Genomic DNA, 21,672 nt, shown 5'->3' on the forward strand with positions numbered 1-21,672 from the left:
AAAGCCAATCAAAGACTTTCCTGAAACATACTTATTCTGACAGAATCTAAAACTCAAACCTATATGAAAAAACTAAATACATTCTTTGCAGGACTAATGTTACTCCTGCTCTCGCTACAGGTTAATGCCCAGACAAAAAAAGGAGTTGATTATTTTGAGGGAAAATGGAAAATAGCCATACCCGGAACACCCTTGGGAGATTTAAAGCGGTTAATCATTCTTGAGAAAAAAGATAATGGCTTATCGGGCGTTGTGAAAGATGACGCAACCGGAAAAGAAATCGCCAAAATTTCAAAAGTGGAAGTAAAAGACAACGAAATAACCATTTATTACAATGCAAATGATGTAGATGCGGTGTTGCTTCTAACCAGAAAAGACGATGAACACGTGGCAGGAAACTTACTGGAAGCCTATACTGTGGAAGGGATTCGGGTGAAAGAGTAAGTTTTGGACTAATTTATCTGCAACTACATTTCAACAATAACGATAAAATCCTTCTGAATTTTGACGATTTACGTAGCGACGATTTGAAAAATCGTCATACATATTTTATGTTTCCTCGTGCGTAAGCCAAACAAAGATTCTAACTCCCCAAACCTCACTTTTTGCCATTTGGCAAAAAGTTTTATTTTTTAATGTAGCACCTTTGTCCCATAATTAGTTAATTCAAAAAATTAAAAATATGGGAAAGACAGTTTTAGTTACAGGCGCATCGTCAGGAATCGGTAAAGCAACTGCTATATATCTGGCACAGAATGGATACAATGTATATGGTGCGGCTCGCAGAGTAGAAAAAATGCAAGACCTAAAAACATACGGCATTCATCCGATTGCTTTAGATGTTACCAAAGAAGAAAGCATGGTAGCGTGTGTTGAACAGATGCTGAAAGAAGCAGGAAGTATAGATATTCTCATTAATAATGCCGGGTCAGGCTATTATGGCGCTTTGGAAGATATGCCGATGGCTGACGCAAAATACCAGATAGAAGTAAACGTTTTTGGCGTGGCCCGACTGATACAACTGGTGTTACCGACTATGCGAAAGAATAACTATGGGAAAATCGTCAATATTTCATCGGTTGGCGGTAAGGTAACCTTGCCAATGGGGGCGTGGTATCATGCCAGTAAATTTGCCATTGAGGGTTTAAGTGATGCCCTTCGGAAAGAAGTAAAGCCATTCGGTGTGGACGTAATTGTAATTGAACCGGGCGGTACAAAATCAGAAATGACAGCTTTAGGCGACGAATATATGACAGGGGTTTCAGGCAATACCGTTTACAGTTCTTTGGCAAAGGGAGTGAGTAAAATGTATGCAACTATGCAAAAGGATGCTGCCGACCCGATTGTGATTGCTAAATTGATTAAACAAGGAATTGAAGCCACGCATCCGAAAACAAGATATGCAGGTGCTGCAGGCGCAAAACTGATATTGTTTCTCAGAAAAATTTTATCAGATAAATTATTTGACAGGCTCATTATGAGTCAGATGAAATAATCATTTTATGGAAATACTGATTAACTATTTATTACAATTCGCCCATCTGAACCAACAGCAGATTGATTTAATTAAAAGCAAGGCTGTGGTAAAGGAACTCAAAAAAGACGAATATTTTCATGAAGCGGGAAGAATACCTCGTGAGGTGATTTTTCTGACAGAGGGAATTATGCGGGTTTGTTATTATAACAACAAAGGCGATGAGATTACGAAGTACTTTATAGATGAAAACAATTTTGTGGCAGATATTAATAGCTATAATCAGGAAATTCCTTCTACTGAATATATACAAGCCATAACACCTTGTACCTATCTGGTACTATCTAAAAGTGCCATGAAAGACCTGTCGATGACGATTATTGAATGGGACGCCATTGTTGCCAAAATAACAGCCAAAGGGCTGGCAGATAAGGTAAATAAAATTAGTCCGATGATGGCTGAAGATGCCACCGAGCGATATCTGTCTTTTCTTGAAAAATTCCCTAAACTGGCTAACCGCATTCCGCTTTCATATTTAGCTTCCTATCTGGGTATTACACAGTCTTCATTGAGTAGGATAAGAAAGAATATTAGGTGAAAGACCTTGGGCTGGTACTGTTTTCCCACCATAAGAAGTTATCTGAAATAATGAGTTCATTCTTCTCAAAATGAAGAGTTGTCTTCATTGGGATTGTCCTATATTGTAAGTTATATTTATCTGCGAGTTGTCGTATTTCAGGTGTATCATCATAGGTCAACATAAATTTTCCTTTGAGCTTTGAAGTTAATTCAAAAAGTTTTTCATGGTTAATGTCGAAATAAGTATAAAGTCGTTTTCCTGCAATTGTATATGGAGGATCAATAAAGAAATAGGCACTTTCATTGCTTAGATTCTGTTCTAAAACATTAAATGCATCGCCAGTTATAAATTTAATTTTATCTTTTACGAAATTGATGGAAAGTATTCTGTCGCGCAAAGTTTTCGGATACCAACGTGAAGATAATCCCTTCCCATTCTCGCCATTCTTAATCATTCCCGAACCTTTCGCAATAATACCACCATGAAAAACCCTGTTTTTTAAAATAGTACAAAATGCAATGTCCTGAAGCTCTTTGTTTGGGTTTTCTAATTCAGCTTTTACATTTGCATGAGTCAAGTCGTAGGAGTAAATTTTATCCGCCAACCATTGGTTTTTTCCATTAAATATAACTTCCCAGACTGCTGCAATTTCTTCGTCCATCTCAACCATTATAATTTGTTTAGCCAATTTCTCAAATGCCGCTGTTAAACTAACAATACCACCACCTGCAAAAGGTTCAATTAATTCATTTGCTATTTTTTTTTCTTGTTTTAGCCATTTCCTCACAGTTGGGATTAGCCATGTCTTGCCACCTGGATACCGGAATGGACTGCGTTGCGGTACTGATGCAACGTTGCTAATAGATTGTCCATTTGTTTGTTCGCTAATATCGAACATAGTCATTTGGTTCTTCATTCTACAACTATGTTTTCAAGGTTATAGATATCAGAAGCACTTGTTCTTTTGGCATCAAGTTTCTTCTGCAATAGTTCTGTAAAATAGCTAATAGATCCGGCTTCAAATTTTGCAATCTGCTCTAAAGCATTTGAGAATTTTGTATAAACAATTCTCTGAAGTTTAAGAGAAAGTATTCTTGTTTTATTGTCAGGAATAAGCTCGTAAAGAAAGAAGGCAAAATCTGATTCTGTCTTTTCAACCTCTGGAAGTGCGGGTAAGGTGTAATAAAAGCTTGTCTGCAATGCAACAACTTGCTTTTATTCCATTGATTCAAGATTGACCCTTTAGCAATTATTTGCGGAATAAGTCTTTTCCTGGACGAAGATAGATAGTCAGGTTTTGGATATTTAAAAGCCTTTGTCCAAGTAAAATCTGATACAGGGTTTTCTAAATAAGTAGTAAAAGGACCCATTAAATTTCCTGAAATGTATACTGCCTGAACTTCAAGAGAACCAAAATCTACAACTTGACCTTTTTCATCATAAGAAACTAAAACATAGTCAATATTTCCTGCTGATTTACCATGTTTGTCTTTCAATTTCACTTCGCCTACATGTGTCCAGGTAGCTTTATCTCCAAAGATAAAGTTTGCAGCATTGCTAATAATTATCCAGTCTTCCCTGAATCGTATTGGACAAATGATTACTTGTTTTCCTTTATGTTTTAGACTACAAACGCCCAAAGGAAACTCTATGCTATTTTTAGTGCAGTTTGAAACGATATTATTAAATGGGCATAACTTATTATCCCTATACCGCATTGCTCTATCGCTTTCATTGTCAATAGGAAAGCCAAAAACTTCGCCTAAAGGATGTAAATCTTTTTTGTCTAAACTCATTGTTAAAAATAATATATATTACTCATCTTTAGGCCTTTCAAATAATAATTGTTGAGGGTTAGTTAGCAACAATCATTTATTAATAATATCCTGAATCTAAATACTATTTAACCTAATTGATAAAAAATACCTACACAAAAGATTAGATATTATTTTTTAGGCTGTTGAATTTCAGTAAATTATTGTATTGTTTAGGTATAAGACATGCAAATTTACCCAAATCTCTTATTCTCACACAAAAAATATTTCAATTTACAAACTATATTCATTCGCCATTTGCAAATATTCAACAAATCCGCTAAACAATTGATTATCAACTAACAATTGATTAGTTTTGGGCCTGATAATTATAGCCCTCTAACCCGAAACTGCAATGCCCATCAGAATCCTCATTGTAGACGACCACCAGATTCTATTGGATAGCCTGTCTTTATTGATTTCATCTATCCCGAATATGGATGTAGTAGGTACCTTGTACGACAGCCGGAAAGTACCGGATTTCCTGGAAAATCATGAAATAGATATACTGGTAAGTGATATGAATATGCCCTATCTGACAGGCATTGACCTTACCCTGAAATTGCGAAATCAATATCCGAATCTGAAAATTCTGATGCTGACTGTAAACGATGAGGCCGAGAATATCCGTCATGCGTTTCAGGCAGGTATATCAGGCTATGTTACCAAAAAAGCCAATCGTGCTGAGTTAGAACGGGCACTTACGACTATCAGCAAAGGCGAAAAATATTTTAGTGAAGCCGTATTGAAAGAATTGCTGACACCTGTCTCGTTTAATGCAGGTCCGATAGAAGAAATTCAGCCGGAACCTAAAGCTTTGACTTTACGGGAATTAGAGATTGTAAAACTGATTGCGCAGGAATTGTCTTCGTCTCAGATTGCTGACCGATTGTTTATCAGTGTGGGTACAGTAGAAAATCACCGCCACAATATTCTGCAGAAACTGGCTGTAAAGAATACCATCGGTATTATTAAATATGCTATTAAGTACCGTTTGATTTAAGAACCTTTTTCTTACAGTGTTACATCTACCTGTACATTGGTGCCGTGGGTACTTTGTCGGGTTATCTGTACCCTGCCGTTCAGGTTATCTACTCTTGAGCGTACATTCCGCAAGCCAACGCCATTTATATGCTGGTCTAAATCTATCCCTTTGCCGTTGTCTGATACCGTCAGCGAAATTCTATCGTCTTGCTGTGTAAGGCTTACCCAGGCCTGTGTGGCTTGTGCGTGTTTCAGAATATTGTTAATCAACTCTAAAGCAATGTTGTAAAGTTCGTGTTCTAACTGGGGTTCAAGCCTTTGCGTAACGCCTTCGGTCAGAAAATGAAAATGAATGTGTCGGTTGCTGATATTGTTCAGTAATTTTTGCAGAGCTACCGGTAAACCTTGTGTTTCGAGTTCGGCAGGTAGCAGGTTGTGTGCAATCAGGCGTACATCCATGTAAATATCGTCTAATACCTGTACAAAGTCTGACAAGACTTTCTGGTCGTATGCGCTGTATTTAGAAGTATCTAACGCTTCAAAACGCCATTTCAAGGCTACTATTTTGGTGTTCAGGTTGTCGTGCAGTTCAGAAGCTACCCGTTTGCGCTCAAGTGTTTGCCCCTTAAACATGGCTCCTGAAATTTCGTCGTTTTTGGCTTTTAGTTCTTCATTTTTGGTTTTCAACTGTCTGTTGTTTGAGAAAACATAAGCTACCAGCCCCAACCCAATCAACAGGCTGACAAGCAAGGTGTTTCTAATCCATTCATCACGTTCGTTGGCACGTTTCAGATTCTCGTTTTCAAGGGTTTTTATCTGGTTTTTCTGCTTTTCGTCTTCATATTTTACCTGCCATTCCCCAAAATTCTGATTCAGTTTTTTGGCTTCTGCTTCCTCTTCATACTCCTTTACTTTTTCCAGATAAATAAACGCTTTGGCGGGTTGGTTAAGTGCTTTGTAGGTCTGATAGAGCGTTTTGTTCAGGGCATTGTTATAATAAGGGAAATTCAGGAAATTGGCATTCTTCTCGCCAAGTAAAGAGAGTTGCAGGGCATTCTGATAGTCTTTCTTTTCTAAATAATAGCGTCCGGCAAAGGCACCTATCTGGCTCAATACATATTTCGCTTCGTTAAGGTTTTTGTTTTGCTGGCATACGGCAATTATCTCGTCGAGCATAGCCCGGCCTTGTTTTTCTTTGCCCATATTCAGCAGGCTCAGGCTTTGCCCCAATTTGCTGATATAGTAATAATCAAACCATTGCCTGCGGTTTTTCTTTTCTATCAGTTGTATCACTTCTCCGGCATTGCGGTAACATTCCTCGTAGTCTTTTAAAACAAAAATGTAGTAGCCTGCCAGTGTAATCTGAATATTGGCCCATACTGCTGTATCTTTCTTTACCTGTGGCAAGGCCAGCGCATCTTTAATGTATTGCAGATACCGTTGCTGGGCATCTCTCGGAATTTCGTTTTCAATGATATTCCAACTGATAAGCGGAATAAATTTGTTGTTGACTTTAAGGTAATTCCTGTAGTCTTTCTGTTCCTTAAACATGAGCATGGCCCGCTCTAACTCATAAAAAGCTGAATACAATTCGTTGGCGAACAGGTGCATAGTGCCACTCATATAAGCATAATGTGCCTGCGCTTTATTCCATTGGGTAGTTGCTAATAGCTGTTGAAAATGGCGTTTTGCCTCATTATATAGTGCTGTATCTCCTGCAGGTATTTCATAAACCATATCGCCAAGCGTCCTAATCATCAATGAGTCTCTTGCAATAGAAACCTTTTCTTTTTTCAGCGTTTCAAAAACGGTTCTGAGCGAATCAAGGGTTTTATCAGGCGTTTGTGCTGATAAAACCTGAGATGTGAAGCAGAATAGTAAAAAGAGAAAAACGCTCTTCATAAGGCAAAGGGTTTAATTCTACAGGATTTAGCAAAAAGAGTTTTTATGTTAGGTAATTCTCTCAAAAGATACAATCAGAGAGCCATTATTTCCAAGCGTTTGGCACAAAATGTAGGGAAACCTATATTACTTCTATAGTGAAATACAGGGTTTCCTGTAGGTGAAATGTAGAGGTTTATAGATTTACTGGTATTGCCCTAAGACAGAACTTTGTAGTAAGTCATAGTATGCAAACGGCTCATTCCTTGTACAATGTCTCCAAATAATTATTTATTTCAATTATCCTTCTGAGCTATAGGTTTCCCTACATAAAAAAAATGTAGGGAAACCTACCCCCAAAATGTAGGCGTTTGCAGATTTACAGGCGTTGGTATTCGCTCTAATTTTGTATCGTTCAAAAAGCATAGCGATTAAACTAATACCCAATCAAATTTATGAAACGCCAGCACACCCCCCCAACTGAAGCTACCGATGATGATGGATTCTGGACAATACTTTATGATATTATTCAAAAACACCCGATGATTTTTACATTGTTGTTCCTGATACCATTGATTGCCTTGTTGATTTCAATGGCCTTCAAATGGCATTATGTGTTCAGCGATTCGATGCACTACCTGTCAGACTACTCAGTAGTAAATGGTAAATGGAATGATACAAGCGTTTATTTCAGTCCGGGTATTGACCGCTATATCAGAGAGCTCGACATCGCAGGTTTGATGGGTGGTATTGTAGGTATTTTCATTGGTTTGTATGTAGCAGTATCTACCGAGAAAATCAACCGCCAGAAAGAGCGTACCAATCAGCAGGACATGGAGCGCATTAAAACCCAAACAAGCCTGCTGGTACAGGCTACGCAATCATTAAACACGCTGATGATTGATGTAAGCGGCAAGGTAAACGAAAAGGTACAGTTGATGGAAGGCACTACCGAACTACTAGACGGTATTTCAAAAGTGATAGAATCTTCCAAAAATCAGGGTAACAACTTATTAGTTTTGTCGAATACTGCACGTATTGAAGGCATCTCACCTTATAGAATGGAGTACGTAGCGAAACATGCCGGATTGAAACCACATGAACTGAAAAACGCTACCCAGTTTGACTATGCCCGTAAAGCAGAAGCCTTGCAACGAGATGCCACCGATATAGAAAATAAACTGAAAGAAGTATCTATCTATCTGCAAAACATGGGTAGCGATGCAAAGGTAGATTATGTAACCCTTAATGACCAGAGTGAAGGCGCTACTCATGCGTTTCTGAAATATTTAGGCAAGGTTTTCAACGAGCATGTAGTGGTGGAAACCTACCGTAGCGGAAGCAATGCCTTATTGAGTAACTTAGACAGTGTACCGCACCATAACCGCTTTCTGGTACCAAGCAATACGACTGATGTAGATAATCCGCAGGCATATCTGGTACGTCAATTATACGACCAACAGGTACAGGCGATTAAGGAAATGCAGGAATTAGGTATCAAAGTTACCAAAATTAATAAAACCTTGCCGATTCAGTTGTTTATCTCCGCTCCTTTAGAAAATAAACCGGGTATTTATAAAGGCTTGTGTGTGTGTATTTTAGGTAGTGGCTCAAGTACCAGCGGCAGAGCCTCAAAACTAACAGCCTTCCTGACTGATGACCCACATATTGTCGCATCTATGACAGAGCTATTCTATGATTATGAGAATGATGCACAGATGAATACGAAAGAGTTTATCCGGCCATTGGTGTAGGGGATATAATGAAAACGACGTTCCGTAGAGACGTATTGCAATACGTCTCCAAGGGTCTATCCAATTCCATAAATAACTTACGAGGAATGTATCGAAAAAATAGATGATTAATCTGATATAGACAGACCCATGAGACGTATTGCAATACGTCTCTACGAAAAAAAAATACTCAATGAACACCATCCATATATTAAAAAAATTATTCCCTTTTATCAGAAAATACCGAGGTAGTCTGATACTGGCATTGGTGCTGACGACCGTTGGTGCATTGCTCTCGCAGGTAACACCACTGGTGATGGAGTACTCGGTAAACACGGTGCAAGGGATGCTTGACAAGCCCGTCGATAAACAACGTATATATATAATAGTAGGTACGCTTGTGGCCATCTTATTAGGGAAAGAAATACTGAGTTTATTAGTGGCTTTAGGACAGAAATTTCTGAGCGACCGAATCCGTTTCCGTATGGCAGGTGACTTATACGATTATACCATTAACCGCATTACCTCTTATCATCTGAGCTTTTTTGCACTGTCGCAGAACCAGACGGGAAAACTCGAAAAAAGAATTGATAAGGGCATTGAGAGCCTGACCAAAACCGTGAAGAATATTTTTGTAGATATTCTGCCGATGCTCGCCAACGCTGCTTTTGCGCTGATGCTGATTTATAAAAAGAATGTATGGGTAGGTCTGGTTGCTACCATTATTCTGCCTTGCTATATTTATATCAGCCGTGAGCAGACACTCCGGCAGAAGAGTATCCGCCATAATATTCAGCATGTAAGAGAAGAAAAGGCTAACTCATTGTTCGGATTATTAGAGTCGATTTTTGTGGTGAAATCATTTGTAAGAGAACGCTACGAAACAGGCCGCCAGCAAGGCATTAACCTGAAACTGACCGAAAACGAAATCAAGCATCATCGCACCAATTATTTGTTTGACGGGCTTAAAAGCATAGCCGAGCAATTGGGGGTTGTGATGGTATTTACACTGACAATCTTCTTTGTATTGAACAAAGAAATGACCGTTGGAGCCATTCTGTTGCATATCATGCTGTTCAACAATGTATCTTCACCCGTGCGCCATCTGCACCGCATCTATGATGAATATACAGAGGCATTGACCTATTCGGAAGGTTTTTTTGATATGATAGAAAATGATAAATATCTGTCGAAAAAAGGAGGTATTCGTTCTAACAATCTACAGGGAAATTTCAGTTTTCAGCACGTAGATTTTGTGTATCCTAATGGAAAACAAGCCTTGAAAGATGTAAGGTTTGAACTGAAAAATGGCAAAACAACTGCTTTGGTAGGATTGTCGGGTGCAGGTAAAAGTTCAGCCATGAATCTTCTGGCAGGGTTCTATGACCCAACGCAGGGAAGCATCTTATTAGACGGCAAACCCTTAGCCGATTATGATACCGACTTTGTGCGTGAAAACATTGGCCTGGTGATGCAGAAAAACCATATATTCTCGGGTACTATCGAAGAGAATATCCGCTATGGTGAATTGAATGCTACCCGCGAGGCCATTGAAGAAGCCGCTAAAAAAGCCAGTCTGCACGACCAGATTTTAAGAATGCCCAATGGCTACGAAACACAGGCACGTGAACTCTCAGGCGGACAGCAACAGCGCATTGCCATTGCCCGATTGTTCCTCAAAAATCCGCCTATCATCTTTTTAGATGAGCCTACGGCAAGCCTTGATGCCATTACAACTGAGCAGATTAAAGAAAGTATTGACGCTGTAAAAAATAACCGTACCGTGTTGATTATCTCTCATAACATCAGCCAGATAATGGATGCCGACCATATCTATGTACTGAGCGAAGGCGAGATAGTAGGGCACGGCACCCATGAGTCGCTCTATAAAGAAGGCGGCTTGTATAGCCAGATTATTGACTCTAATGCAAGAACCCTTAACATTGGTCGCCTGGCGGCTACTGTGTTGGGGTAAAATACCTCACCCCGGCCCTCTCCTGAAAAAAGGAGCGGGAGATTTTAAGACCCTTGAACTAAATGCCCTTCTCCTTTTTCAGGAGAAGGGTTGGGATGAGGAAAAACATCAAAAAAATCTATTAAAATAACATTATTTAATATCTAACAAAGACCATGAGCACCACAGTACAAAATTTTGTCATTCGCCATATGGCGGGTGCAAAAGCCAACCAGATTGAAGAATTTGATTTTCAGAAACATAACGAGCTGTCATTAGGCAGAGCCAGCACCAGCGATGTGCAGTTTGACCCTGACCTTGATACTGTAGTAAGCCGTGAGCACGGCAAAATTGTGAAAGATTCAATTGACCCGCTTTCGTTTATGCTGATTGATAATAATAGCCGTAATGGCATTATGGTTAACAAAATCAAGGTAAAAGGTTCTACCAGACTATACCCCGGCGATGAAATTCAGTTGGGAAACAACGGCCCGATTTTCGTATTCGACCTTGACCCTCGTCCGCAGGAATTTATGCCACAAACCCGCATGGTGGACATCAGCAAACCAACAGCCGAGTTTATTCCGACAGAGGTAGCCAATACTGCTAACACAGGTAAAACAGGCATTGGTAAACAAACCTTTGAGCGTGTGATTACTCACGAACGCAAAAAATCGCAACGCATGTTGTGGACAGGATTAGCCGCTGCATTGGTATTGGTGAGTGCCGTGAGTTTTGTTGTCTGGAAAAACGGAAAAGATAAAAACGATGAAATGGCGGCACAAATGGGTAATGCCAGCAAACAATTAGATTCGTTAAAAAACTCAGTATCTATCAAACAACAGAAGGGAGAATCTTTATCGCCGGAAGAAATTGTAGCGGCCAATCAGGACAAAGTGGTAAAAATTGAGTTTGGCTGGCAGTTGTTTGACCCAAGTACTAGCGATGAAATCTGGCACGTGTATATTCCAATGAAAATGCAGGATGGTAGCGAGCGTTACATGGCAGCTTATATACAAAATTCTCAAGGACGCATTGAGCCTTATCTGAATACCAAAAGAAATGTAGCTATGGGTGTACCTATCGGTATGACAGGTGCTTCCGGCTCAGGCTTTGTAGTATCAGATGCAGGGTTTATCCTCACCAACCGCCATGTGGCCGCCTCATGGAATACAGGCTTCTCTTTTCCTGAATATGCCTTTCCGGGAGTGTTGTTAGATGCACAAGGCAAAGCTACCAATCAGATGATTTCGGCAGGAGATGTGTATGGTTGGGTGCCCTCTGAAACTTCTATGCTGGGCGGGCGGGCGCTTAATTCAAGAGTAGAAGGTCGTAATACTTATCTCAAAGTAACCTTTGCCAACAATGTATTGCGTCGTAATGCTACCGTAGAAGCTGTATCAGACAACCATGATGCTGCCATGATTAAAGTATCGATGCCGGGCAAACTGGCAAGCGTAGAGCTTCTGGATAATTACGACGATATAAAAGCCGGACAAGCCGTAACTGTAATGGGTTATCCGGGTGTAGCACCGGAGCAATACGTAGTGCGTAAATCAAGCGACCCATTCAAACCGAATATGGATTTCAACAGCGTACCGTCGCCTACTGTTACACCGGGGAATATCGGTCGCCTGATTAAAACTTCAACTGAGAAAAACAATCTATATAGCACCTTTGGCGACTCCTATCAACTCACTATCAACGCTACAGGTGGCGGTAACAGCGGCGGCCCGATGTTCGATGATAAAGGGCGTGTGATAGGCATTTACTACGCTGGCAAAAGCGATGCCCGTGGTACACAAATCTCCTTCGCCGTTCCGATTAAATACGGTATGGAATTGATGGGAAATACGAAGGTGCTTTAGAGAATTTAGTGATTTAGTGAATGAGTGATTTAATGATTAAAACGCTGGTGATTTAGCCGCCGCACGGTAAATGTTTTTAGTTAAGAATTAGCGAAGGAATAATTGTGGAATATAGACTGGGTGTCTCCGTGCATTTGTATGCATAGTAGCAACTCGATTACAGTGAATTATTTAATCACTAAATCATTCAATAAATCACTCAATTAATTTTTATCTCAACATGCAGGAACCATTTTTAAATAAGAATATCAGAGGATACATACTCACGCAATGGTTGGGTTCGGGTGGGATGGGAGAAGTATATCAGGCACAACATCAACACTCTCGTCAGACTGCTGCTGTAAAAGTACTGAATCGTATCGACCAGGTAGAGCGTTTCCGTAATGAAGCCTATGTGCAATCGTCGGTGAAGCACCCGAATATTGCCGCACTTTACGAGTATTCGGTCGAAAATGGCATCCCTTGCATTGTAATGGAGTATGTAGAGGGACTGACACTCGAAAGGCTCATAAAAAGACAGGGAGCATTGCCTGAAACCTTTGTCTGGAAAGTATTGGAACAAATGGCTGCCGCAGTAGCGCACCTGCATACCAATACCATTTTTCATCGGGATTTAAAACCTGCTAATATCAAAGTAACCAAAGAGAGTGTGGTAAAGCTGTTGGATTTTGGTATTGCCAAAGCCGCTTATACCCCCAAACTTACACAGGAGGGATATATTGTTGGTACATCGTACTACATGGCTCCTGAACAGTTTCAGGGCAAAGGGAATGTACAGTCAGACTGTTGGGCATTAGGTGTGATTCTCTACGAAATGCTGACCGGACAACTGCCTTTTGACGGCAAAACAGACACAGAAACCCGTATCAGAATTGAGCGTGGCGAGTACATGGCACCGAATCTGATTAATCCGCATATTTCAAAAAAGAGCAAGCGGCTGATAGAGAAATTGTTACAGCATAATCCTAAAAAACGCATGACCGCCGAAGCACTTTTAAGCGAATTGAGAGGTGAAACTGACCCGAATAATTTATTCAATAGGGTTAGTGACTGGGTGAGGAATGCGTTTTAGCATGGTAAACCTAATTACTGCGACTGACAGCGAATAGAATTCGCCGCCTAAGATAACAATGGAAATATCATCTTACATATGCGGACTTAAGCGACCGACGCCCGGTCCGCATCACGCTACTAAAACTATTCCTTTGTTTGCTTAGCCGCCGACTTCAGTCGGTGAGACCATAAGCAAGATACATTTAACATCAATCATTTAACCATCTATAAAGATGTTTTGGAAAAAATGGTTATCGGGAGGCGAGCCTAAGCCTACAGAAGAACACTCCATCAGAGAAGAAGACCTGAGGGCGGTGGTGGTAACCGATGTAGGGCGAGTACGCACCAACAATGAAGATGCGGCCCGGTTTGTACGTCCATCAAAAATTCTGATAAGAATACAAAAAGGTTTCTTAGCCCTTGTGGCTGATGGCATGGGTGGACACGCCGCCGGAGAGATAGCCTCGCAAATGGCTGTTGAAACCATTGCCAAAGCCTATTATCAGCAGGAAGATACGCCAGAATCAAGTTTGTTTGTGGCGTTTGCTAAAGCCAACAGAGCTATCTGGCAAACGGCTAATAAAAACGTGATGCAAAAAGGAATGGGTACAACATGCACGGCTGTTGCCATTTGCCAGAATAGGCTGTATATGGCACATGTAGGCGACAGTCGGCTGTACCTGTTTAAAGATGGCCAACTGATTCAGTTATCAACCGACCATACTTATGTGCAGGAACTCATTCAGCAGGGCGTTATTTCGGCAGAAGAGGCCGAAAAGCACCCCGACCGCAATATGTTGACCCGTGCTATGGGTACGCACAACAAAGTAGAAGTAGATGTACAGGCTATTTCGACGCTTTTTGAGAACAACGACCGGATTATGCTTTGTAGCGATGGACTCTACGACTATTTCAGCCTGGCAGAAATTGCTACTTTTCTAACGATTCCTGCGCTGAATGAAGCCGCACAACAAATGGTAGATGCGGCCAAGCAGAGAGGCGGACACGACAACATAACTGTGCTGCTGGTAGAGCGTGTAAACCCCGAAGAGTTTCAGCCTGCCAAACCCACCGAAAATATTGACATACCATGATAGGCCAGAAGATACAAAATTATAACGTAGAAGAACTACTGGGCGAAGGGGGCATGGGAACCGTCTATCGGGCTACTGATACCTTGTTACAACGTTCGGTGGCAGTTAAAATTCTGCACCCACATCTGGTGCGAGACACGACATTCTTTGAGCGTTTCCGCAATGAGGCCATCCTGTCAGCCAAGCTGAATCACTCCAATGTGGCTGTGTTGTATAACTTCCTCAGAGACCGCAACGACAACTTCATGGTAATGGAGTATATCGACGGCATGACCTTAGAGAAGTTGCTCAAGCAAAACGGAGGCTTACCCTTGGAGTCGGTGCTTAAAATCATGATGCAGACTTTAGATGGCTTGCATCACGCCCACGAAAAGGGTATTCTGCACCGTGATATAAAGCCTGCTAATCTTATGCTCACCCGTGACGGTATCGTGAAGCTCATGGACTTTGGGATTGCCCGTATGGTAGGCTCTCAAAGACTTACACGGGCAGATAGAATTGTAGGAACACTTGAATACATGGCTCCCGAACTATTAGATGGCAGCGAGCCAGGTGTACAATCAGACCTGTATGCCATTGGTGTTCTGATGTACGAATTACTATCTGGCAAAATGCCTTTTGAAGCCTCAACGGACTCAACACTCATTACTCAGATTCTCACTAAGAAGCCAATTCCATTGCGCTCACGCATAGGTAATCTGCCCAAAAAGGTAGAGGAAATACTGGATACATTGCTGCAAAAGAAACCCGAAAAACGCTTTGAAAGTGCAGCAGACTTGCGCTATTTACTTAGTACAATTGTAACGCCGGGCAAAGTAATACCGCAAACATTGCAACCAAAAAAAGTAGAAGTAAACATTGCCCCTACAGAAATGTATACCAAGGCCAATACCAACCCGACCCGATTGGCTGAACATCAGCAACAACGAAAAACAGGGTCTAAGCCAACAGTAGTACAAACGGTTAAATCAAGCATGTTATCAACCGAGGGAATGATTTTAGGTGGGGCAGTGCTGGTGGCGATTATGATTGTCATTGGTGGTGTATTCTTTATGTCGCCTGAAAAGCCGGACAAGCAAGAGCAGAGTTTTACTCCCACTACTGAAGTAGTAATTCCGCAGACAGTTGCCAATACAGATTCGCAAAAGGTCAGCAATCAGGATATAGGTTTCCAACAGCCTTTGGATAAGGTAGTTAATCCGACTGAAAAAAAAGAAACCAAACCTATAAATATACCTCCGACAGACAATAAAGAAAAAGGAAAGGAGAAAGACAAGGGCAAACAGCCGATAGAGAAAAAAGAGGAGGAAAAAAAGAAAGAAGAACCTAAGCCATCTCCTACTGAACCTATTGTGAAACAACCTGTAACAGAACCAGTCAAAGAGCCTGAACCTGTGAGAGAAGAACCCAAAGCCAAACATACGCAGAATGTTTCTATCAGGGGCTTATCGGTAGCAGTGGTATTAGACGAAACCATTTCTTCTAACGACCCGGGTATCAGAGGCAAGAGTATTAACCTGCGGGTATTGAACGATATACGGGTAGATGGAATTGTGGTAATTGCCGCAGGTGCCCGAGCTACCGGAAAAGTAACCAGTGCCCGTTCGAGTGATGCCGGAAAGTCATTCCTGGAGTTCAGACCCGAGCGTGTACAGGCCGTCAATGGTGACTGGGTACCGCTCAGAAGTCCTGATTTAGGCAAATCAGGGAGTTCTACTGAACCTGTTGTTTTTACAAGAGGGATGCGCATCTTACCCGACCCGAAAACCGCTAATGCTATCTTAACTATTACACTGTAAACTTAAAAACATAATCTTTATGAAAACTATCTTGGTAAAAAAATACATGGCTCTTGCATGGTTATGCTCCACCATAAGTCTTTCTTGCTTTGCACAGGATGCACTCACGTTGCGGTCCAATACAGAGGGCTTTCATATTGGGCTGAGTGGTGGCTATAAACACTGGATTTCGTCATACTTCAATCAATTAGATGAACTGGAACCTACAGGTATCGGGGGAGGGCTCAACTTAGGTTTCGGGCTGAATCAGCATATAGAACTTTTTGCAACGCTCGATTACCATACTTTTGCTTTTCAGAACGACTGGGACGCTTATGGTATGACCATTGCTGGTGTAGGAACCCGTTATAATTTTGGAGGTACACTGCAAAAAGTACGACCTTATGCCGAATTAGCCTATAATTATCAGTATCTGGTGGTTAGCCCTGTGCAGTTGAATGGACAATTGTTTAAATATGAACTGAGTGGTGGCGCACTTTCGTTGGGCGGTGGGATTAATTTCTTTGTATCGCCCAGATTTGCCATAAATCTTAAAGGCGGAGCCAACTTAGGCAAATTTAATAGCTTCCTCTTAAACGAAAGCGGCATAGAAGACCGCCCCGATGTAAAGACTTTTCAGTTTGGGTTAGGGTTGAATTATTTTTTTAATTGATACTATATATGGCTTAACCACGGAGTACCTCGGAGTTTGGCACGGAGTGTCACAGAGTATTTTTTTGCCTCCGTGTAAGCTTCGTGCTTAACTCCGAGCCACTCCGTGGTTAAAAACAAAAACATCAAAACCGTATCTGAAAACCCGTCAAACCATTCTCATTCGTCTTTAAAGAGTACTGAAATCCATGATTGACTAATACCTCACGGATGAGTGTCAGGCCGATGCCTTGTCCGTTTTCTTTGGTGGTGAAGAAAGGTGAGAAAAGCTGTTGCTCTACTTCCGGCGAGATACCCATGCCATTGTCTACGATTACCAATTGCTTGGGCTTATAAGAAGTCCGGATAGTGATTACTCCATCAGAAGCAGCATCACGATTGCGTAGTTGACGTATTTCTATTGATTCAATAGCATTTTTGATGATATTGATAACGACCTGCTCTAACTGATGCAAATCTGCTGAAATCAGAAAAGGCATTTCGGTGAGTTGTACCACCAAGGTAATTCCCGATTGCGTTGCCCTGAATTCCATCAGCCGGATAGCGTTTCTCATCAATTCATTCAAATCTACTTTTTCAGGGCGAGGTTCAGGCAGACGAACCATATCGGCAAAATTCCGCATGAAATAATTCAGATGGTCGTTCCGCTGAATGGCTATTTCAAGGGCATACTTTATATCTGATTCATTTTCCTGTAGCTGAATAGTAGTATCTAAAATAGAATTAACCGAGCCTATGGAATTGTTTACCTCATGCGCCATCATCCGTATTACCTTGCCGTAGGCTTTCTTTTCAGCGGTCAGAATCTCGGCCGTCAGTTCTTCTATCATTACAAAAAACCTTGGGAAACCTCTGTCGATAAAATGCGATTTCTGACACTTATAGGTCTGGATTCCATTCAACGAAATCGTCCTTGATTCACCCGTTTTCAGGGTACCAATGGCTTGTAGCAGTACTTTGTCAAAATCAAAAATAGATTGCCCTATCAGGTCTTTTGCTTCCATACCCAATATCTCACAAACCTTCGGATTGATATTGGCAATTTTATCATCAAAATCAAGAATCAGAATACCCGTAGGAGAGGTTTGTACTAATTTTTCGAGGAAATAATGTTGCTGTTCCTGTTGTGTCCGTTCATGCCTGAGCTGGTCAACCATACCGTTGTACACATCAATCAGCGTATCCATTTCAATCTTGCCTATTTTCAGAAATTTCACACTGAAATCCTTGTCCCGCATGGCATCGACGCCCGTCATTAATAATCGGATTGGTGCAATTAAATCATTGTACAACTGCCACCCTATGAAGATAGAGATTAATACAAAAACCTCTGAAACGATAAATATCTCTTTATTATCCTGAAAAATATAGAAAGAAAGGCCAATCATTACCGAGTGAATGACCACCATAAAAAGTAAAAACTTAGTCCGAATCTTCATCATGCGGGATATTATATTTCTCCAATCTACGATATAAAGCACTGCGTGTCAAGCCTAATGCTTTGGCTACCGTCATTACCTTTCCCTTATGAAACTCTAATGCCCTGCGTATCATCTGCACTTCCATTTCCTCAAGAGTCATGCTACCTACTTCGGGCAAGGCTACCGAGCTTGGTTTGCGTGCTGTTGGTTGCCATTGTGCCTGAAAATCGGCTACTTCTAAAGTATCGTGGTTGCTCACTAAAATAGTGCGTTCCACTAAGTTTTTTAACTGACGGATATTCCCCGGTAGCGGCAATTGTTTCAGCCACTTCATGGCTTCTTGTGTAACTCGCAGATTCGGACGGTTATAAATTTCACGCAGATTCTGCACAAAGAAATTCACCAGTAATGGAATATCGTTCGGACGTTTGCGTAGGGGAGGAAGGTGAATCGTAATCAGGTTAATCCGATACAGCAAATCTTCTCTGAAAGCGTTTTTCTGTACGCTTTCTTCCAGATTTTTGTTGGTAGCACATACTACCCTTACATCAAGGGTTTTGGTACGGCTGCTACCCAGTACCTCATAGGTGCGGTCTTGCAATACCCGTAATAATTTCACCTGACTGCTCATATCTAAATCACCGATTTCGTCCAGAAAAATTGTGCCTTTATTGGCCATTTCAAAACGCCCCACACGGTCGTAGCGAGCATCTGTAAAGGCTCCCCGCACGTGTCCGAACATTTCAGATTCAAACAGACTGGTAGAAACTCCCCCCAGATTCACTTTCACAAAGGGCTTCCGGTTACGCTGACTATTCTGGTGAATGGCCTCGGCAATCAGTTCTTTACCTGTGCCACTCTCCCCCATAATCAGCACCGAAGCATCAGTAGAGGCAACCCTGCCAATGGTTTCTAATATTTTCAGAAACTCGGCATCTTCCCCTATCAACTGACTGAAATTATACTGGGCATCTAATTTCTTGCGTGTCAGGGTCAGGGTTTTCTTTTCTGATAAATCTAATATAGTTCTGATAGATTGCATCAGATGCGCATTTTGCCAGGGTTTATTGATAAAATCGCTTGCACCTAATTTCATACCTTTTACGGCCAAATCAATAGTAGCCCAACCGGTAATCAATATCACCGGAATAGCATTATTGATTTTCTTGATTTTGGCTAATAGACTCAGGCCATCATCACCCGACGTATCATTCGAGAAATTCATGTCAAGAATAACCAAATCAGGCACTTCCAGTTGCAGAAACGCCAAAGCCTCCTGCTGTGAACCCACAGCAACAAACTCAAACCCTTCTTTTTTCATGAGTAATGAAAGAGAGGTTCTAACAGCTATGTCATCGTCGATAATAAGAAGCATGGAGCATAGGGCATAGGGCATGGGGCAAGGAGCGGTGGGAAAGAGCATAGGGCGTGGGCAGGTGGCTAAGGGTATGGTAAAGATGGAAATGGAAATAAAGAGTAAATCTTTATACTCTATAATTTTATTTCCTCCTCGCTCAACGCCCTACGCAAATCACCCTCTGCCCTTTCCCCTCTGCTCCACGCCCCATGCCCAATCACCCACGTAATGTTTTCTGGAAATTTGTTATTTTTCTACTTAGCACTTCTAATTCTTCAAACAGTTGATTTTTCACCATTTCATCAATGAGATTCCTTCTTAATAGAATGATAAGAATATTGGCACTTTCAAAGCAGGAACGTCGGGCATAGTTTAAGAACAAAATAAATTCCTTGTCAGAAAAAGAGCCCGCACCCTCGGCAATATTATTCGAAATACTCATACCACAACCCCTTAGCTGTTCTGCAAAACGAAAAAGTTTTTTATTTTCCAAAGTATCAGAAATATTACAAAGATGATCTCCGACCTCAATGGCTGATTGCCATATTTCTAAATCTTCAAAACGAAACTTTCGTTTTATCGAAGCCATAAGCATAGAGTGTTAGGTATTTATTTTTACAAATATAGGTAATTTTTGCATGGGGCATAGGGTGCGGAGCATGGGGTAATAATTAGGGAGTATGGGGTATAGGGTAAAAATCTTGGTTGAACTCTCTAGTATTAGTCCTTATGCCTTGCGCAAAAATTCTCAATACCTCTTACAACCCTCTACTCTTACCCCATGCCCTTTGCTCCAAGCCCTTACCCCTCTGCTCCATGCCCTCTGCCCTATGCAAAATCACTCCTCATGCAACGCAACAGCAGGATAAATCTCTGAAGCCTGCTTGCTTGGAAATAAAGCGCACGCAATCACTAATACATAAATAGAGATAATTGCCAGCACAATTCCTACTATATAAACAAAAGCCTCTAAATCAAAAACATTTAATAATGGGAATTGAATGGCAAAGAATAAGCCTAAAATAATGCCGAAAGTAGTAATAACGGCTGTTTCGCCTACAAAATGCCACAAGATATGACCTTTAGTGGCACCAATGGCACGGCGCACGCCGATTTCTTGTTTACGGCGACTAATGGTCTGAAACAATACTCCGAAAAGACCCAATGCCACATTGAAAATCAGGAAGCTGCATACAATAAACAATATCAGGATAGGTACCCAGATGATACGATTTTTATTGGCTTTCATATTGTCGAGGTGCTGAATCTCTACCGACCAGTCTTTGCCTAATTGTACCAGTGCTTTTGATATTTTCATTTCGGTTTCTACCGTAGTGCCGGGTTTTATCCGTACCAACATATCTGATGGCCAGCCACCGAGAGGTTCTATCATACAACTGGATTCCGGCTGAAAATCATTTTCAAATTTAAAATGACTTACTACCCCTACAACCTGTCTTTTGTCGTCCTTTTCTCCTATTATTTTACCCAACGCATTTTCATTACCGAATAATTCTTCTTTCATACGCCTCGTGACAATTATAGGTTTGATTTTGTTTACTTTGTCTCCTTCTGTAAACCAACGACCCTCCGTTAATTTCATTTTCAGTACATCCGGGTAACTTGGGTCAACGCTCATGATTTCGGCGTGAGTTGTATTGCCTTTATAGGAAATATTGTTATTAGATGAGCTGAAACTATAAGGCATATTACTTGAACTGAACGCAAAGGCTTCAATTTCAGGATAGGTTTTTAGTTTTTGCCTTACCAAATCACGGTAGATATTTTTAAGGCTGTCGCTATCGGTATTAAAATCTATAAAAACTGCCCAGACGTTTTCGTGGTCAATGCCTGAAGGCTTTGAATAATTACGATAGTTATAGAAACTAAGTGTCCAGACTGCAAACAATATCAGAAAGGAAACAAAGATTTCGAGCATCATCAGAAAATTGCTCTTTTTCTTCTTCCATATTAATTTAAAAAGATGTTTAAACATAGTTGTAATGATT

At 41.0% G+C, this 21,672-nt stretch carries 18 protein-coding genes; 11 read left to right on the forward strand and 7 right to left on the reverse strand.

Going from position 1 to position 21,672, the window contains the following annotated elements:
• Window positions 1-63 precede the first annotated feature (63 nt).
• The 3 genes from EWM59_RS17810 to EWM59_RS17820 all read left to right on the forward strand — a co-directional run bounded on the left by EWM59_RS17810 (window position 64) and on the right by EWM59_RS17820 (window position 2,072).
• The gene (locus tag EWM59_RS17810; protein ID WP_130022609.1) at window positions 64-444 is read left to right on the forward strand and encodes a hypothetical protein; all 381 of its coding nucleotides are present in this window, start codon (window positions 64-66) and stop codon (window positions 442-444) included.
• Window positions 445-682: 238 nt separating this feature from the next.
• Complete coding sequence (locus EWM59_RS17815) at window positions 683-1,495, forward strand: oxidoreductase (RefSeq protein WP_130022610.1); 813 nt, start codon at window positions 683-685, stop codon at window positions 1,493-1,495.
• A gap of 7 nt (window positions 1,496-1,502) precedes the next feature.
• The gene (locus EWM59_RS17820; RefSeq protein ID WP_130022611.1) at window positions 1,503-2,072 is read left to right on the forward strand and encodes a Crp/Fnr family transcriptional regulator; all 570 of its coding nucleotides are present in this window, start codon (window positions 1,503-1,505) and stop codon (window positions 2,070-2,072) included.
• Here EWM59_RS17820 and EWM59_RS17825 read toward each other — a convergent pair.
• Both EWM59_RS17825 and EWM59_RS17830 read right to left on the reverse strand, forming a co-directional pair.
• Window positions 2,065-2,970 (reverse strand): DNA adenine methylase, encoded by a 906-nt coding sequence (locus EWM59_RS17825; protein WP_207220012.1) that lies wholly within the window; start codon window positions 2,968-2,970, stop codon window positions 2,065-2,067. The two genes, EWM59_RS17820 and EWM59_RS17825, sit on opposite strands and share 8 nt — an antisense overlap.
• A 121-nt stretch (window positions 2,971-3,091) precedes the next feature.
• Entirely contained in the window at window positions 3,092-3,850 is a 759-nt protein-coding gene (locus EWM59_RS17830) for a NotI family restriction endonuclease (protein WP_130022612.1), read from the reverse strand.
• A 373-nt stretch (window positions 3,851-4,223) separates the two neighbouring features.
• On the opposite strand from EWM59_RS17830, the gene EWM59_RS17835 reads away from it, so the two are divergent.
• A complete protein-coding gene (locus tag EWM59_RS17835) occupies window positions 4,224-4,871 on the forward strand; it encodes a response regulator (protein ID WP_130022613.1) in 648 nt (215 codons plus the stop codon).
• Window positions 4,872-4,882: 11 nt separating this feature from the next.
• On the opposite strand, the gene EWM59_RS17840 is transcribed toward EWM59_RS17835, so the two are convergent.
• Window positions 4,883-6,754, reverse strand: a complete 1,872-nt coding sequence (locus EWM59_RS17840) for a sensor histidine kinase (protein ID WP_130022614.1) — start codon at window positions 6,752-6,754, stop codon at window positions 4,883-4,885.
• Window positions 6,755-7,188: 434 nt separating this feature from the next.
• Here EWM59_RS17840 and EWM59_RS17845 point away from each other — a divergent pair, with 434 nt between their 5' ends.
• The 7 genes from EWM59_RS17845 to EWM59_RS17875 all read left to right on the forward strand — a co-directional run bounded on the left by EWM59_RS17845 (window position 7,189) and on the right by EWM59_RS17875 (window position 16,886).
• Complete coding sequence (locus EWM59_RS17845) at window positions 7,189-8,487, forward strand: hypothetical protein (RefSeq protein WP_130022615.1); 1,299 nt, start codon at window positions 7,189-7,191, stop codon at window positions 8,485-8,487.
• 172 nt (window positions 8,488-8,659) lie between these two features.
• Window positions 8,660-10,441, forward strand: a complete 1,782-nt coding sequence (locus EWM59_RS17850) for an ABC transporter ATP-binding protein (RefSeq protein ID WP_130022616.1) — start codon at window positions 8,660-8,662, stop codon at window positions 10,439-10,441.
• A 155-nt stretch (window positions 10,442-10,596) separates the two neighbouring features.
• Window positions 10,597-12,288: a trypsin-like peptidase domain-containing protein gene (locus EWM59_RS17855; protein ID WP_130022617.1), complete on the forward strand. Its 1,692-nt coding sequence runs from the start codon at window positions 10,597-10,599 to the stop codon at window positions 12,286-12,288.
• A gap of 220 nt (window positions 12,289-12,508) precedes the next feature.
• A complete protein-coding gene (locus EWM59_RS17860; RefSeq protein ID WP_130022618.1) occupies window positions 12,509-13,360 on the forward strand; it encodes a serine/threonine protein kinase in 852 nt (283 codons plus the stop codon).
• 214 nt (window positions 13,361-13,574) lie between these two features.
• Window positions 13,575-14,435: a Stp1/IreP family PP2C-type Ser/Thr phosphatase gene (locus EWM59_RS17865; RefSeq protein WP_130022619.1), complete on the forward strand. Its 861-nt coding sequence runs from the start codon at window positions 13,575-13,577 to the stop codon at window positions 14,433-14,435.
• On the forward strand, window positions 14,432-16,234 hold the full coding sequence (locus EWM59_RS17870; RefSeq protein ID WP_130022620.1) for a serine/threonine protein kinase: 1,803 nt from the start codon (window positions 14,432-14,434) through the stop codon (window positions 16,232-16,234). The genes EWM59_RS17865 and EWM59_RS17870 overlap by 4 nt, the downstream gene beginning before the upstream one ends.
• 19 nt (window positions 16,235-16,253) lie before the next feature.
• Complete coding sequence (locus EWM59_RS17875; RefSeq protein WP_130022621.1) at window positions 16,254-16,886, forward strand: outer membrane beta-barrel protein; 633 nt, start codon at window positions 16,254-16,256, stop codon at window positions 16,884-16,886.
• Between the two features lie 124 nt (window positions 16,887-17,010).
• Here EWM59_RS17875 and EWM59_RS17880 read toward each other — a convergent pair whose 3' ends face one another.
• From EWM59_RS17880 to EWM59_RS17895, 4 genes are all read right to left on the reverse strand, one after another.
• Window positions 17,011-18,327 carry a sensor histidine kinase gene (locus EWM59_RS17880; RefSeq protein WP_229239383.1) on the reverse strand — a complete coding sequence of 439 codons (1,317 nt, stop codon included), beginning with the start codon at window positions 18,325-18,327 and terminating at the stop codon, window positions 17,011-17,013.
• Window positions 18,308-19,681, reverse strand: a complete 1,374-nt coding sequence (locus tag EWM59_RS17885) for a sigma-54-dependent transcriptional regulator (RefSeq protein ID WP_130022622.1) — start codon at window positions 19,679-19,681, stop codon at window positions 18,308-18,310. Before EWM59_RS17885 ends, EWM59_RS17880 begins: the two co-directional genes overlap by 20 nt.
• Before the next feature lie 199 nt (window positions 19,682-19,880).
• Window positions 19,881-20,252: a four helix bundle protein gene (locus EWM59_RS17890; RefSeq protein WP_130022623.1), complete on the reverse strand. Its 372-nt coding sequence runs from the start codon at window positions 20,250-20,252 to the stop codon at window positions 19,881-19,883.
• Between the two features lie 249 nt (window positions 20,253-20,501).
• Complete coding sequence (locus EWM59_RS17895) at window positions 20,502-21,659, reverse strand: ABC transporter permease (protein ID WP_130022624.1); 1,158 nt, start codon at window positions 21,657-21,659, stop codon at window positions 20,502-20,504.
• Window positions 21,660-21,672: the final 13 nt, after the last annotated feature.

Source organism: Emticicia agri (genome assembly GCF_004168285.1).
Classification (GTDB): domain Bacteria; phylum Bacteroidota; class Bacteroidia; order Cytophagales; family Spirosomataceae; genus Emticicia; species Emticicia agri.